Origin of the sequence: Mesorhizobium marinum (genome assembly GCF_040813675.1) — a bacterium.
Lineage (GTDB): Bacteria > Pseudomonadota > Alphaproteobacteria > Rhizobiales > Rhizobiaceae > Mesorhizobium_K > Mesorhizobium_K marinum.
Window position 1 is genome coordinate 47075 of the sequence record NZ_JBFOCI010000004.1, and the last position, 13643, is coordinate 60717.

13 protein-coding genes are annotated in these 13643 nt (G+C 66.9%); 9 read left to right on the top strand and 4 right to left on the bottom strand.

From position 1 onward, the window contains the following. Window positions 1-7: 7 nt before the first annotated feature. Together ABUE31_RS13900 and ade are read left to right on the top strand one after the other, a co-directional pair. Window positions 8-949, top strand: a complete 942-nt coding sequence (locus ABUE31_RS13900) for a dimethyl sulfoxide reductase anchor subunit family protein (protein ID WP_367724243.1) — start codon at window positions 8-10, stop codon at window positions 947-949. An 80-nt stretch (window positions 950-1029) separates the two neighbouring features. Continuing rightward, on the top strand, window positions 1030-2808 hold the full coding sequence (gene ade / locus ABUE31_RS13905) for an adenine deaminase (protein WP_437344126.1): 1779 nt from the start codon (window positions 1030-1032) through the stop codon (window positions 2806-2808). 48 nt (window positions 2809-2856) lie between these two features. Here ade and ABUE31_RS13910 read toward each other — a convergent pair whose 3' ends face one another. Genes ABUE31_RS13910 through ABUE31_RS13925 form a run of 4 tightly spaced genes read right to left on the bottom strand, consistent with a single transcriptional unit; the run spans window position 2857 to window position 6477 of the window. Then, the gene (locus ABUE31_RS13910) at window positions 2857-3669 is read right to left on the bottom strand and encodes a shikimate dehydrogenase family protein (protein ID WP_367724244.1); all 813 of its coding nucleotides are present in this window, start codon (window positions 3667-3669) and stop codon (window positions 2857-2859) included. Window positions 3670-3676: 7 nt separating this feature from the next. After that, complete coding sequence (locus tag ABUE31_RS13915; RefSeq protein WP_367724245.1) at window positions 3677-4972, bottom strand: TRAP transporter large permease; 1296 nt, start codon at window positions 4970-4972, stop codon at window positions 3677-3679. Continuing rightward, window positions 4969-5478 (bottom strand): TRAP transporter small permease, encoded by a 510-nt coding sequence (locus ABUE31_RS13920; RefSeq protein ID WP_367724246.1) that lies wholly within the window; start codon window positions 5476-5478, stop codon window positions 4969-4971. The genes ABUE31_RS13915 and ABUE31_RS13920 overlap by 4 nt, the downstream gene beginning before the upstream one ends. A gap of 3 nt (window positions 5479-5481) precedes the next feature. Next, on the bottom strand, window positions 5482-6477 hold the full coding sequence (locus ABUE31_RS13925; RefSeq protein ID WP_367724247.1) for a sialic acid TRAP transporter substrate-binding protein SiaP: 996 nt from the start codon (window positions 6475-6477) through the stop codon (window positions 5482-5484). Between the two features lie 213 nt (window positions 6478-6690). On the opposite strand from ABUE31_RS13925, the gene ABUE31_RS13930 reads away from it, so the two are divergent. From ABUE31_RS13930 to ABUE31_RS13960, 7 genes are all read left to right on the top strand, one after another. Then, the gene (locus ABUE31_RS13930; RefSeq protein ID WP_367724248.1) at window positions 6691-7593 is read left to right on the top strand and encodes a dihydrodipicolinate synthase family protein; all 903 of its coding nucleotides are present in this window, start codon (window positions 6691-6693) and stop codon (window positions 7591-7593) included. Next, window positions 7590-8261, top strand: a complete 672-nt coding sequence (locus ABUE31_RS13935) for a GntR family transcriptional regulator (RefSeq protein WP_367724249.1) — start codon at window positions 7590-7592, stop codon at window positions 8259-8261. Before ABUE31_RS13930 ends, ABUE31_RS13935 begins: the two co-directional genes overlap by 4 nt. 138 nt (window positions 8262-8399) lie before the next feature. Continuing rightward, window positions 8400-9350 carry an ABC transporter substrate-binding protein gene (locus ABUE31_RS13940; protein ID WP_437344127.1) on the top strand — a complete coding sequence of 317 codons (951 nt, stop codon included), beginning with the start codon at window positions 8400-8402 and terminating at the stop codon, window positions 9348-9350. Continuing rightward, complete coding sequence (locus ABUE31_RS13945) at window positions 9350-10024, top strand: L,D-transpeptidase (RefSeq protein WP_367724250.1); 675 nt, start codon at window positions 9350-9352, stop codon at window positions 10022-10024. The genes ABUE31_RS13940 and ABUE31_RS13945 overlap by 1 nt, the downstream gene beginning before the upstream one ends. 34 nt (window positions 10025-10058) lie before the next feature. Then, the gene (locus ABUE31_RS13950; RefSeq protein WP_367724251.1) at window positions 10059-10379 is read left to right on the top strand and encodes a hypothetical protein; all 321 of its coding nucleotides are present in this window, start codon (window positions 10059-10061) and stop codon (window positions 10377-10379) included. Window positions 10380-10558: 179 nt separating this feature from the next. Next, complete coding sequence (locus ABUE31_RS13955; RefSeq protein ID WP_367724252.1) at window positions 10559-12181, top strand: GMC family oxidoreductase; 1623 nt, start codon at window positions 10559-10561, stop codon at window positions 12179-12181. Then, window positions 12165-13604 (top strand): amidase, encoded by a 1440-nt coding sequence (locus ABUE31_RS13960; RefSeq protein WP_367724253.1) that lies wholly within the window; start codon window positions 12165-12167, stop codon window positions 13602-13604. Before ABUE31_RS13955 ends, ABUE31_RS13960 begins: the two co-directional genes overlap by 17 nt. The last annotated feature ends 39 nt before the right edge of the window (window positions 13605-13643 follow it).

Genomic DNA, 13643 nt, shown 5'->3' on the forward strand with positions numbered 1-13643 from the left:
GCATTCCATGCATCCCGCATACTCCGTCATCTTCTTCACAACCGCGACCGGCGCAGGATACGGGCTGCTTGCCCTCGTCGGCCTGACGGCGGCGCTTGCGCCCGAACAACCCGGCTTCTGGTTCCGGCTCGCCGCGCTCGGGCTGGCGCTCGGGCTTATCGCAACCGGCCTGTTGTCGTCGACCGCTCATCTCGGGCGGCCCGAGCGCGCCTGGCGCGCCTTCTCGCAATGGCGGACATCGTGGCTGTCGCGCGAGGGCGTGGCGGCCGTCGCCACCTTCGTGCCCGCCGGGCTTTTCGGCATCGGCTGGGTGATCCTCGGCAGCGATAGCGGCTGGGTCGCGGCGATGGGACTTCTGTCGGCGGCCGGTGCGGTCGTCACCGTCTGCACCACCGGCATGATCTATGCCTCGCTGAAACCCATCGCCCAATGGTCGAGCAAGTTCACGCTGCCCGGCTATCTCATCTACGCGGCGATGACAGGAAGCGTGCTGTTCAACGCGCTGCTTGCGCTGCTCGACGCGCCGAGAACGCCGGCGATGCTCCTCGCCATCGTCGCCGGCATGGTCGGCTGGGGCTGGAAACGCGCGACATGGCAATACAATGACGGCCTCGTTCCCACGACGACGCTCAACAGCGCGACCGGACTGGCGGGCGGCACGGTGCGCTCGATCGAGTGGCCGCACACGGAAGAAACCTACATTTTGAAGGAAATGGGCTTCGTCGTCGCGCGCAAGCACGCGATGAAGCTGCGCCTCATCACCCAGGCGCTCGCCTTCGCGGCTCCGCTGCTCATGCTTGCGACGGCATTCAGCTTCGCCGACATCGCCGGGCTGGCCGCCGCGCTGTCGGTCGGCGCGGCGTTGTCCCAACTCGCCGGCATGCTGGTGGAACGCTGGCTGTTCTTCGCCGAGGCGAAACATGTGGTGACGCTCTATTACGGGCGTTAAGAGCGTCAAATGCGTGACGATGGCGAAGGGGGCTGGCCGGCTCCGGCGCGCCGGCTAAGATGAGGGCGAGCCGGGCCGCGATGCCGGGCATCGCACAAAGCTGGAACAGGCGCTCCGTGACCACAGCCGACCTACTCACCCGCATGATCATGGCCGGACAGGGCAAGGAGCCGGCCGATCTCGTGATCGCCGACGTGAACCTGCTCGACGTCATCACGGGCGCGGTGACGCAAACAGACATCGCCATCGTCGGCGACCGCATCGTGGGAACCCACGCCCGCTACGAAGGCGCGACCGTCATCGACGGCGCCGGCCGGTTCGCGGTTCCCGGCTTCATCGACACGCACCTGCATATCGAATCCTCGCTCGTGACGCCGTTCGAGTTCGACCGTTGCGTGCTGCCGCACGGCGTCACGACCGCGATCTGCGACCCCCACGAAATCGCCAACGTCCTGGGGGCAGACGGCATCCGGTATTTCCTCGACTGCGCAGAGCGCACGGTGATGGACATCAGGGTAAACCTCTCATCCTGCGTGCCGGCGACCGGCTTCGAGACCTCCGGAGCCGCGCTCGAGATCGGCGATCTTGAGCCGTTCCGCCGCCACCCCAAGGTGATCGGCCTCGCTGAAATGATGAACTTCCCGGGCGTGCTTGGCGGTGATCCGGGCATCGTCGCCAAGCTGGTCGCCTTCCAGGGCGGCCACATCGACGGCCACGCGCCGCTGCTGCGGGGCACCGCGCTCAACGGCTACCTGTCAGCCGCCATCCGCACCGACCATGAGGCGACCAGCGCCGCCGAGGCGCGCGAGAAGCTCGCCAAGGGCATGGCCATCCTTATCCGCGAGGGTTCGGTCTCGAAGGACCTGAACGCGCTCGCCGAGGTGCTGGACGAGAACACGTCGAGTTTCGTCGCGCTCTGCACCGACGACCGCAATCCGCTCGACATCGCCGAGGAAGGGCATCTCGACAGCTCGATCCGCAGGCTCATCGCCATGGGACGGCCGCTGCACCACGTCTACCGGGCCGCCAGCCATTCGGCCGCGCGCATCTTCGGCCTCGGCGACCGCGGCCTCGTCGCGCCCGGCTGGCGCGCCGACATCGCGCTGCTCGACAGTCTGGAAGACTGCCGCGTCAGCGACGTTATCGCCGGCGGCCGCCGCGTCACCGCCGAGCGCTTCGCCGAACGCCGGCCGGTCGAGCCGGTCGGGCTCGGCTCGATGAAGGCCCGCCCCGTCTCCCCCGACGACTTCATCGTCGAGGCCCGCGCCGACCGCAACTGGACACCGGTCATCGGCGTCAAGCCCGGCCTGATCATCACCTTCAGCGACAGCGCCATGCTGGCGACGGGCGAGCGCGGCCTGCAGGCGGACGTGTCCGCGGATGCCCTGAAGGTCGCCGTCATCGAGCGTCACGGGAAGAACGGCAACATCGGCCGCAGCTTCGTGCGCGGCTTCGGCCTCGCGCGCGGCGCCATCGCCTCTTCCGTCGGGCACGACAGCCACAACATCACGGCGATCGGCGCAACCGACGCCGACATGGCCGTCGCCGTCAACCGGCTGATCGAGCTCGGTGGCGGCTTCGTCGTGGCCGACGGCGGCGTGGTGGCGGCCGAACTCGCGCTGCCGATCGCCGGTCTGATGAGCGACAAGCCGTTCGAGGCGATCTCGCACGACCTGCACCGGTTGAGGGAAGCCGCCTATGCGCTCGGCTGCGTCCTGCCGGAACCGTTCCTGCAGGTGGCTTTCCTGGCGCTGCCGGTCATTCCGCACCTCAAGATGACGGATCGCGGCTTGTTCGACGTCGACCGCTTCGACTTCGTCGACGCCATAGACCGCGACCCCGATGCCGGCCCCGACTGACGAACGGGCTTCGGGCCGACCGGAACCAGGTTGGCGAACACCCCGACCCTACCCGCCCAACACGGCGCGCAGGGCATCCTCCTCGACGCCGCGGCCGGTGAAGAGCCGGAAGGCGTCGATGCCCTGGTGGATGAAAAGCTGATAGCCGTCCAGCACGTCGAGGCCGGCCGCGGCGGCGGCAAGGCTGAACGCGGTCTGGCGTGGCGTGTAGATCGCTTCGAAGGCCCAGCGCTGGCCGCCGATCAGCGCCAGGTCGATCGGCGCGCCCGGGCGCCCCGCCATGCCGATCGGCGTACAGTTGGCGATGCCGTCGGCGCGTGCCGATGCGGCGTCGAGCGCCGGGCTGACGAAGACGGCGGCCGCGTCGCCGATCGCAAGCGCCAGCGCCTCCGCCTTCTCGATGTCGCTGTCGATGATCGTCAGGTCGCTGGCGCCGAGCGCGATCAGCCCGAAGGCGACGGCGCTGCCCGCGCCGCCGGCGCCCAGCACGACCGTCCGGCCCGGATCGGCGGCGCCGAACGCCGCACGGTATGCCGCGATGAAGCCGCTGTGGTCGGTGTTGTAGCCCAGCGCCCCGCTGTCCTCGAAGATCACGGTGTTGATCGCGCCGAGGCGCCGGACCAGCGGATCGTCGATGCGGACCTTCGGCACGACCCTCTGCTTGTAGGGGTAGGTGATGTTCAGCCCGCGCATGCCCTCGGCGCGGCAGCGCTCGAACAACCGGTCGAAGTCGAGGCCGGTTTCCGTGGGGATCAGCAGGTCGTAGCTGACCTCGATCCCGGCAAGTCGGCCGGCCTGGCGGTGCAGTTCGGGCGCGCGCGACGGCTTGATGTTGTCGCCGATCAGTCCGAGCCTCAGCATCCGTGCCTCAACCCTGGTAGCCGAAGAGGCGCGGGACCCACAGCACCATGTCGGGCAGCAGGATCATCGCCGCCAGCGCTGCGATCAGCGCGTAGAAGAACGGCCATATGTTGCGGATCATGGCCTGCAGCGAAATCCCTGTCGTCGCATTGATGACGAAGAGCAGGATGCCGTAGGGCGGCGTGATCAGGCCGATCATCACGTTGACCACGGTGACCACGCCGAAATGCACGAGGTCGATGCCCAGCATCCGGCATGTCGGGATGAACAGCGGCACAATGACCAGGATGATGGTCGTCGCGTCAAGCAGGCAGCCGAGCAGCAGGAACAGCACGTTTACCGCGATGAGGAAGCCGAGCGGCGAGATGTCGAGGCCGGCCATCGCGCCGGAAACCGTGCCGGGTATGTTCTCGCTGGCGACGATGTAGTTGAAGATCAGGGCGCCGCCGATCACCAGCCCGACCGAGGCGGACGAGCGCGTCGAACTGAGCAGCACCGCATAGAGGCTCTTCGCCGTGATCGAGCGGTAGAACACCGCGGCGAGGATGAACGCGTAGGCCGCCGCGATCGCCGCCGCCTCGGTCGGGGTCGTGGCGCCGCCATAGATGCCGTAGAGCAGGATCACCGGCATCATCAGCGCGGGGAACGCCCTGAAGGTGATCCGCGGAAATTCGCGAAGCGGCACCGGCTCCTCGACCGCGAAGCCGCGGCGGTGGGCCAGCCAGGCGTTCATCGCCATCAGCACGAGGCCCATCAGCAGGCCCGGAGCGATGCCGGCGAGGAACAGGTAGCCGATCGACGTGTCGGAGACGAGAGCGTACATCACCATCGGGATCGAGGGCGGGATGATCGGGCCGATCGTCGCCGATGCCGCAGTGATCGCCGCGGCGTAGCCGCCGGTGTAGCGGCCGCCCTTGACCATCATCTCGATGATAATCTTGCCGATGCCGGCGGCATCGGCGACGGCCGAGCCCGACATGCCGGAGAAGATCAGGCTGGCGACGACGTTGACGTGGCCAAGGCCGCCGCGGAAGCGGCCGACGAGCGCGATGCAGAAGTTGAGCAGCCGCTCGCTGACCGTGCCGGCGTTCATGATGTTGGCGGCGACGATGAACAGCGGGACGGCGAGAATGATGAAACTGTCGTAGATGCCCTGGATCATCTGCTCGGCGGCGAGGCCGAGATCCTGGCCCTTGACCGCCAGGAAGACGATCGCCGACACGATCATCGACAGCGCGATCGGCGCGCCGAGACCGGCGAGCACGAACAGCACCAGCAGGCAGAGCGCGAAGGCAAGGCTCATGTCGGCCTCAGGTCCGCTTCGTCATCGAGGTCGCGGCCGCGCAGGAGATTCCAGGCGCGCAGGCCGTACTGGACGATCACCGCCACGGCGAAGATCGCGTAGACGCTGAAGACGATATCGAGGCGGATGCGCAGCGTGGCGCTCTTCTTGATCTTGTAGAAGGTGATGTAGTCGAGCGTGGCGGGGAGCGCCGCCAGGATGCCTCCGGCAATCGCCACCGCGGTAACCAGCGCGAAGACGCGGCGAAGCCGGCGGTTCGCCATCAGGTAGAGCATGTCGAACCGTACGTGGTCGCGGTCTTCGAGGCAGAAGGCCGACGTCCAGAAGACGAGCCACAGCCACATGGTCAGGCAGACTTCCAGCGTCCAGCCGATCGGGCTGTTGAACACATAGCGCGAGACGATCTGGAGCATGAAGGACAGGAACATGACGGCGAGCAAGCCCACCGCCACGTTCTCGGCCCTGGCGCGCAGCCAGCGAAGGGCTGCGCGTACGGCGGCCGGCACCGGCTAAAGCGCGTTGACTTTGTCGACCATGCCTTCGGGCCAATCCTTCGCGAGGTCGGATTCGAGATAAGCCTTCTGGACATGGGTGCGGAACGCATCGACGTCGGGCGTATAGACCTTCAGGCCCTGATCCTTGAAGAACTGCTCGAGTTCGGCTTCCAGCGCGAGCTGCTTCTGCCGACCGGATTCCGCAGCATCGTCCGCCGCCTTCTGGACGGCCGCCTGCTGGTCCGGCGTCAGCTTGTCCCAGACCGCCTTCGAGAAGGCGACGTAGTTGAGGTCGACCAGATGGCTGGTCAGCACGATCTGCTTGGTCACCTCGTAGAACTTGGAATCACGCACCGTCGGCAGGGGGTTGTCCTGGCCGTCGACGGCGCCGGTCTGCAGCGCGGTGTAGATTTCGGTGAACGCCAGCGGAACCGGATTGGCGCCGAGCGCCGAGCCGAGGAACTGCCAGGCATCGGTGCCGGGCATGCGCAGCTTGATGCCGGCCATGTCGGCCGGGGTCTTGATCTCGTTTTCGGTGCGCAGGTTCACCTGGCGGCGACCGAGATACATGACCGTCAGCAGCTTCACGCCGAGTTCGTCCTCGACCTTCTTCTTCATCGGGTCCATGAAGTCGGCGGCGAAAACCTTCTTCTGGTGCTCGGCGTCCCTGTGCAGGTAGCCTGCCGTGAAGATCGACCATTCCGGATAGATCGACGCCAGTTCCTGCGCCGAGGTGATCGACATTTCGAGGTTGCCGCGCGCGATCGCCTCGAGTTCGGTGCCCTGCTTGAACAGCGTCGCATTCCAGTGCGGCTCGAAGTCGGCGAACGCGGCGACGCCGGGCGCGAAGACTTCGGTCAGCGCAACCGCGCGCTGGTCAGTCGGCGTCGCCGGCGACGACAGCCGCAGCTTGACCTTGTCCTGGCCGAAAACGTTGCCGGCGAAAGCCATCGAGCCCAACCCGACGGCGGTCGTGCCGAGAAACGCCCGGCGCGTGATGCCATTGATCATCTGTCTTCCTCCCTGAAACACTCGTTCTGCCTGAACCGGCAGATCATGATCGTCCAACTATCGTTTGCACAGGGCGGCAGCCGGGAAAAGCCTCTTTGGCAGCGCCCGACGGTTCCCCCTCTCCAACCCGTGGCCGGCTTCCACGCGGCTGGCATCTTGACCCAGCCTCGAAACTCAGCAACATGTTAGTTGGTATTCACTATGAAGTCAGAAATGAAAAATCAAGACATCTTTGGCGTTTCCGCAGCCCTGGTCACGCCTTTCGGGGCTGACGGCTCAATCGATCTCGGCCGCCTCCGGCGACATGCGCGTCATCTGCTCGACGAGGGGTGCGACGGCGTCACGCTGTTCGGCACGACCGGCGAAGGCTTTTCGATCGGCATGCGCGAACGGTCGGCCATGATCGCCGCCCTTCTCGATGGCGGGGTCGCACCCGGGCGCATCCACGCGGGCGTGACGGCGACGGCGGTCGCCGACGCGGTCGACCAGGCCCGGCTCGCCCTCGACGCAGGCGCGCGCGGCCTGCTTTTGGCGCCGCCGTTCTACTTCAAGGGGCCGGATGACGACGGCCTTTTCCGCTGGTTCTCGCAAGCGATCGAGGGCATGCGCGGCGACGCCCGCGGCGTGATCCTCTACCACATACCGGGCCAGACGGCGGTCCCGCTGTCGGTCGATCTGGTCGGCCGGCTGAAGCGCGCCTTCCCGGGCGTGATCGCCGGCGTCAAGGACTCCTCGGGCGACCCGGCGACGACCAAGGCGTTTCTCGCCGCGCACGGCGAACTGGCCATCCTGGTCGGCGACGAACGCCAGCTCGCCGAAGCGATGGCGGCTGGCGCGCAAGGCTCGATCTGCGGCATGGCCAATCTCGTGCCCGGCCTCTTGCGCCGGCTGGTCCACGAAGGCGCCGACAGCCCCGCCATCGTGCCGCTGGTGGACCTTGTCGTGTCCTATCCCGTGCTGCCGGCGATCAAGGCGCTTGTCGCGCACATGCATGGCGACGCCGGATACGCGGGCACGCGCGCGCCGCTGATCGACCTTGGCCCGGCGCAGAGCGCAACGCTGATCGCCGCCTACGACGCCATCGCCGCTCCGCAGCCGGACAGGAAATCGGCATGAGCGAGGCGCCCGGCGGTTCGCGCGATGCGCTGAAGCTGCGCGAGCAGGCCTATGTCGGCTACACGCGCAGCCTCCTCGCCAACGAGATCAAGCCCGGCCAGTTCATCACCCAGCGCGAACTCGTCGCCATCACCGGCCTGCCGCTCGGCGCCATCCGCGAACTGGTGCCCAGGCTCGAGGCCGAGGGGCTCATCCGCACCGCTCCGCACCGCGGCATGCAGGTTCCCCAGGTCGACATCAACCTGGTGCGCAACGCCTTCCAGTTCCGACTGTTCCTCGAGGAAGCCGCGGTCCGCATCTTCGCCCGCAGCGCACCGGCCGACCTCGTCGCCGCGATACGCCGGCGGCACGAGGCCGTGCTGTCGCGCCACAAGGCCGGCGAGGACGCCGGGCTGATGGAAGAAGCGGAAGCGACCGACCTGATGCTGCACGAGGCGGTGATCGACCATCTCGGCAACGACATCATCGCCAACGCCTACCGGGTGAACTGGATCAAGATCAAACTCATCCGGCTCGCCGAAACCCGGCTCTACGTAACGATGATCCCGCAGGTGATCGGCGAGCACATGAAGATCATCGAAGCGATCGAGCGGCGCGACGAGGACGCCGCGGCCCACGCCATGGCCGAGCATATCGGCGTCGCCCGCCAGCGCGCGGTGACAATCTGATCCGACGCGACGTCCCGGCAGCCGCGGCGATCGCCGGCGCATCGATGCCGGCGCATTTTGAATGTTGGCATCGCCGCGATACTGTCTAAGATGCTGCCGCGGGGGCGCATCGACGAAGTAACGCATGAGGTATGCCGCATGATGTTCCGACCGATGCTTTTCGCGGCGGCTTCGTTGCTGGCCCTGGCCGGGCCGGCGCCTGCAGCCGACCTGGTGATCGCCATGCCCAACTGGCCCTCCGGCCAGGCGAGCGCGAACATCCTGAAGTTTGCGATTGCCAAGGAGTTCGGGCTGGACGCCGAGGTGCGCGAAGTCGGCACGATGCTGGCGTTCGCGGGCATGGATTCCGGCGAGATCGCCGCCGTCCCCGAGGTCTGGCAGCCGAATTTCGACGATCTGGTCAAGCGCTACGGGCCGGACGGCAGCAAGTCCGTCGTGCTCAGCCACCTGGGCGTGGCTGCGTGGCAGGGTCTGTGCGCCACCTCGGATGCAGCGGCCGCCGGCATCAAGGATGTCGCCGACCTCAGCGATCCCGCAAAGACCGCCCTGCTCGACACCGATGGCGACGGGACCGGCGAAATCTGGATCGGCGCCTCGACTTGGACGTCGACCGGCATCGAGCGCGTGCGCGCCAATTCCTACGGCTACGCCAGCAGCGTTACGCTGGTCGAGGCCGAGGAAGACGTGGCGATGGCCGCGGTCGACGCCGCGGTCGCGACCGGCAGGCCGATGGTCTTCTACTGCTACGCGCCGCATCACATCTTCAACCTGCACGACATCGTGCGGCTGACCGAGCCGCCCTACGACCCCGCGAAGTGGAAGATCGTGCCGCAGTCGGAGGATCCGCTCTGGATCTCCAAGTCGAGCGCGCCGGTCGCCTGGGGTCCGGTCGAGTTCCACATCGCCTATTCGGCAGCCTTCGCCGCCAAGCATCCCGACGTCGCCGCGTTCCTCGAGAAGGTGGATTTCAAGCCGGACGAGATCTCCGCCATGAGCTACGCGCTGCAGGTCGACCGGCAGGTGCCGGCGGACTTCGCTAAGGCATGGATCGAGACGAACGGCGGTCGCGTCGATGGATGGAGGCACTGATGGCCGGAACCTCCATGTACAGCCGCCGCCAGCTTCTGCTTACAGCGCTGATCTCGGCCTTCGCGCTGACCACGACGCCTTCGTTCGCAGCAACCGAGATCTACGACGCCAAGACCCGCAAATGGGTCAAGTACGACCGGGCGACCGCCCGCAAGATGTTCGCCCGCAACAAGCAGGCGCCGGAAGCCTTCCGCCCGCAGGTGGTGAAGTTCCGCACCGCCGAGCAGCCCGGCACGATCATCATCGACGGAAACCAGCACTTCCTCTACCTGGTCCAGCCGGGACACCAGGCGATCCGCTACGGCATCGGCGTCGGCCGCGAGGGCTTCGGCTGGGCCGGTATCGTGCGCGTCGGCCGGGTCGCTGAATGGCCCACCTGGACGCCTCCCGCCGAGATGGTGGCGCGAGACCCCAACGCCGCGAAATGGGCCGGCGGCCAGCCTGGCGGACCCGACAACCCGCTCGGCGCACGCGCGCTCTACCTGTACGAGGGTGACCGGGACACGATCTACCGCATCCACGGCACGCCGGAACCTTGGACCATCGGCCTAGATGTCTCGTCGGGGTGCATCCGCATGAACAACGACGACATCGTCGACCTGCATTCGCGCATCAAGGTCGGCGCAAAGGTCATCGTGCTGATGCAGGGGGCTGCGCTCTACAAGGGTGTCTAGGACCTGTCGCTGATCGGTAAGGAGAGGAAAACCGATGCCGCAAACACGTACATCCTGCCGGTCGGCCATGCTGGCAGCTGCAACGCTGGCGCTGCTTGCCGCAACCGGCTGCGCCTCCACCAACGAGCCCCAGGAAACGGCCCGGTCGACCCTTCAGACGGCGCCGGCCGACCTCCAGCTGCTGTGCGCTAGCGCGGTATCCACCCAGACGGGCACGGCCTCCGACAAGGTCCTGCCGATCAGCTCCCGGCAGATCGACGGCGCGACCTACCAGGTCGAGCTCGATGCGGCGGGCAAGCGCCATAGCTGCACCGTCGACAACAACGGCAACGTCACCTCGGTAAGGGCCGGCTGAACGGCCCGTCAGCGCCAGGCATCCCGACATCCGCTCACCGGCCGAGACAGGCCGCGTTCCTCGTCGGAGTCCGCAGTTTATAAACCAACCAGTTGGTTGACGCACCAAAGCTATTTCGATTATCCTCATTTGCGCAATTGAACCGCATATTTTGGCTGCACCAGAGAGCCCCAAGGCATATGTCAGACCCCACGAGCTTCGACATCGTCATCGTCGGCGCCGGCGCGGCCGGTTGCGTTCTTGCCAATCGCCTCTCGGCTGACCCCGCCTGCAAGGTCCTTCTCCTCGAGGCAGGACCGCCGGAGATGCCGCTCGGCGCCAGAATGCCGGGGGCCTGGATCGGCCTGATCGACACGGAATACGACTGGAAGTACCACACCGTCCCGCAGGCCCGCTGCTTCGGGCGGCGTATCGCATGGCCGCGCGGGCGCATGCTCGGCGGCTCCGGGTCGACCAACGCGCTCGTCTATATGCGCGGGTCGATCTCCGACTACGACCGCTGGCGCGACAGGGGCTGCGCCGGGTGGGGCTGGGACGACGTCCTGCCCTGGTTCCGCAAGTCGGAGAGCAATACCCGCCTTGGCGGCTCGCCGTTCCACGGCGACAGCGGCGAACTGCCCGTCACCGACGTCGCCGAACACAACCCGGCCGAGACCCTGTGGGTCAAGGCGGCACAGGAATACGGCCTGCCCTACAACGAGGACTTCAACGGCGGCGACCAGTACGGCTGCGGCTTCTTCCAAGTGTTCATGAAGGACGGCGAACGCTGCGGCCCGGCAACCGCGTTCCTCGATCCCGTGATGTCGCGGCCGAACCTGACGGTCGTCACCTCGGCCACGGCAACGCGCATCCTGATCGATCGCAACAGGGCGCGCGGCGTCGAATATCTGCATTTCGGCAGGCTCAGGACCGCGTATGCCGGCAGCGAGGTCGTGCTGGCGGGCGGAACCGTCAACAGCCCGCATCTTCTGATGCTCTCCGGCGTCGGCGCGGCCGACGAACTCAGGTCCAGGGGCGTCGATCCGGTCTGCGATCTTCCGGGCGTCGGCCGTTCGATGCAGGACCATGTGAACTGCGTCGTCACGTTCGCGACCAGGGAGAAGTTCGGAATCGGCGGCATCAGCGAAGCGGAATGGGGCGACGCGGTCGAGGAGTGGGGCGACCGGCGAACCGGCCCGATGGCGAACCCCTGGTCGACCAGCGGCGGCCAGGCGAAGTCGAGGCCGGATCTCGCCGAACCCGACCTGCAGATCTACGGCATCGCCACCCCGCATCGCGACCATGCCCGCTATATGTCGATCGTGCCCGGCATCTCGATGTTCAACGTGCTTCAGCGCCCGAAGAGCACCGGCACGCTGACCCTGCGCTCCGCCGATCCGCTGATGCACCCGGCGATCGACCCCAACTATCTTTCCGATCCTGAGGGTTCCGACCTCGCCACGCTCGTCGACGCGGTCGGGCTCAGCCGCGGCATCGCGGCGACCAGTGCGTTCAGCCATCTTGGCCTGCGCGAGGTCTCGCCGTCCTGCGAAGCCGGAACGCGCGAGGAGATCGCCAATTTCGTCCGCGCTCAGTGCCAGTCGATCTACCATCCGACCAGCACCTGCCGGATGGGCGTTGACGACGAAGCCGTCGTCGATCCGTCGTCGCTGAAAGTGCATGGGCTTGACGGTCTGCGCGTCTGCGACGCATCGGTGTTTCCGGACGAAATCGCCAGCAACATCATGGCCACTGTCATGATGGTCGCTGAGCGAGGCGCAGACTTCATCACGGGAGGAGAAAGACGTGGCGACAACGGATGATCTGAAGCGAACCTATGTCGACTCGGACGGGCTGGCGCTCGCCGAGCTGGTGCACAAGGGCGAGGTCCAGCCCATCGAGCTGGTGGAAACCGCGGTCAGCATCATCGAGGAGCTCAATCCGAAGCTCAATGCCGTCATTCACAAGCTCTACGACATGGGCCGCGACGCGGCGAAGACGGTCGACAGGCAGGCGACCTTCGCCGGCGTGCCCTACCTTCTGAAGGAGCTGGCGACGTCGTGGAAGGGCGCGCCCAACACCAACTCCTGCTTCTATCTCAAGGATGTCGTCTCGGATTCCGATGCCGAAGTGGTGACGCGCCTCAAGGCTGCCGGCTTCCTGCTCGTCGGCAAGTCCAACGCTCCGGAAAACGGCTGGTCGATCTCGACCGAACCCAAGCTCTACGGCGCAACCGCCAACCCGTGGCGCACGGACCTGACAGCCGGCGGCTCCAGCGGCGGCTCCTGCGCGGCTGTCGCTTCGGGCATGGTGCCGATCGCCGAATCCAGCGACGCTGCGGGCTCGATCCGCGTCCCGGCCTCCTGCTGCGGCCTGCTCGGCCTCAAACCGTCGCGCGGACGCATCACGCTCGCGCCGGTCGCCGACGTCTGGCACGGCGGCGCCTATTTCCTCGCCAACACGCGCACGGTTCGCGACACCGCCGCCTATCTGGACGCTGTCGCCGGGGCGCTTCCAGGCGACCCCTACCAGCCTCCGGTTCCCGCCGAGAGCTGGCTGGAACTGTCGCGCCGCGCGCCCTCCAGGTTGCGCGTCGGCTATACCGTAACCCCGCCGCACGGCCGCCCGATCGATGCCGAGGTCAAGCAGACGATGCTCGACACCGTCAGGCTTCTCGATCGCCTCGGCCACGAGGTCGAGGAACACGATCTCGCATTCGACGCGGACGCCGCGTGGAAAACCTACACCGACATGAGCTGCGTGCAGACGGCGGCCCTCTTCGACTGGCTGGCGCCCCTGGTCGGTCGGCCGGTGACCAGGGCCGATGTCGAGCCGGTCACCTGGGCGGTCATCGAGCGCGGCCGGGCAACCAGCGGCGTGCGTCACATTTCCGACGTCGAGGGCGTCCGCCAGGTCGGACGGGCGATCGCCGCCGAGACCGATGCCTACGACATCTACCTGACGCCCACACTGACGCAACTGCCGCGCCCGGTCGGCTACTACGACATGTCGGAGACCGACCTCGACGCCTACAACGCGAAGTGGATGGACTCGGTGTTCATGTACCCGTTCAACATGTCCGGCCAGCCGGCCATGTCGATCCCGCTCGGAATGTCCGCCAGCGGCGTGCCGATCGGCGTGCAGGCGGTCGCCCGCTATGGCGACGAGGCGACGATCCTGGCCCTCGCGACGATGCTCGAGCAGGAGATGCCCTGGAAGGATCGCCGCCCTCCCATCAGGGCGTGAACTTTTTGGCGGAGCATCCGTGGTGCAGGCCGTCGCAAC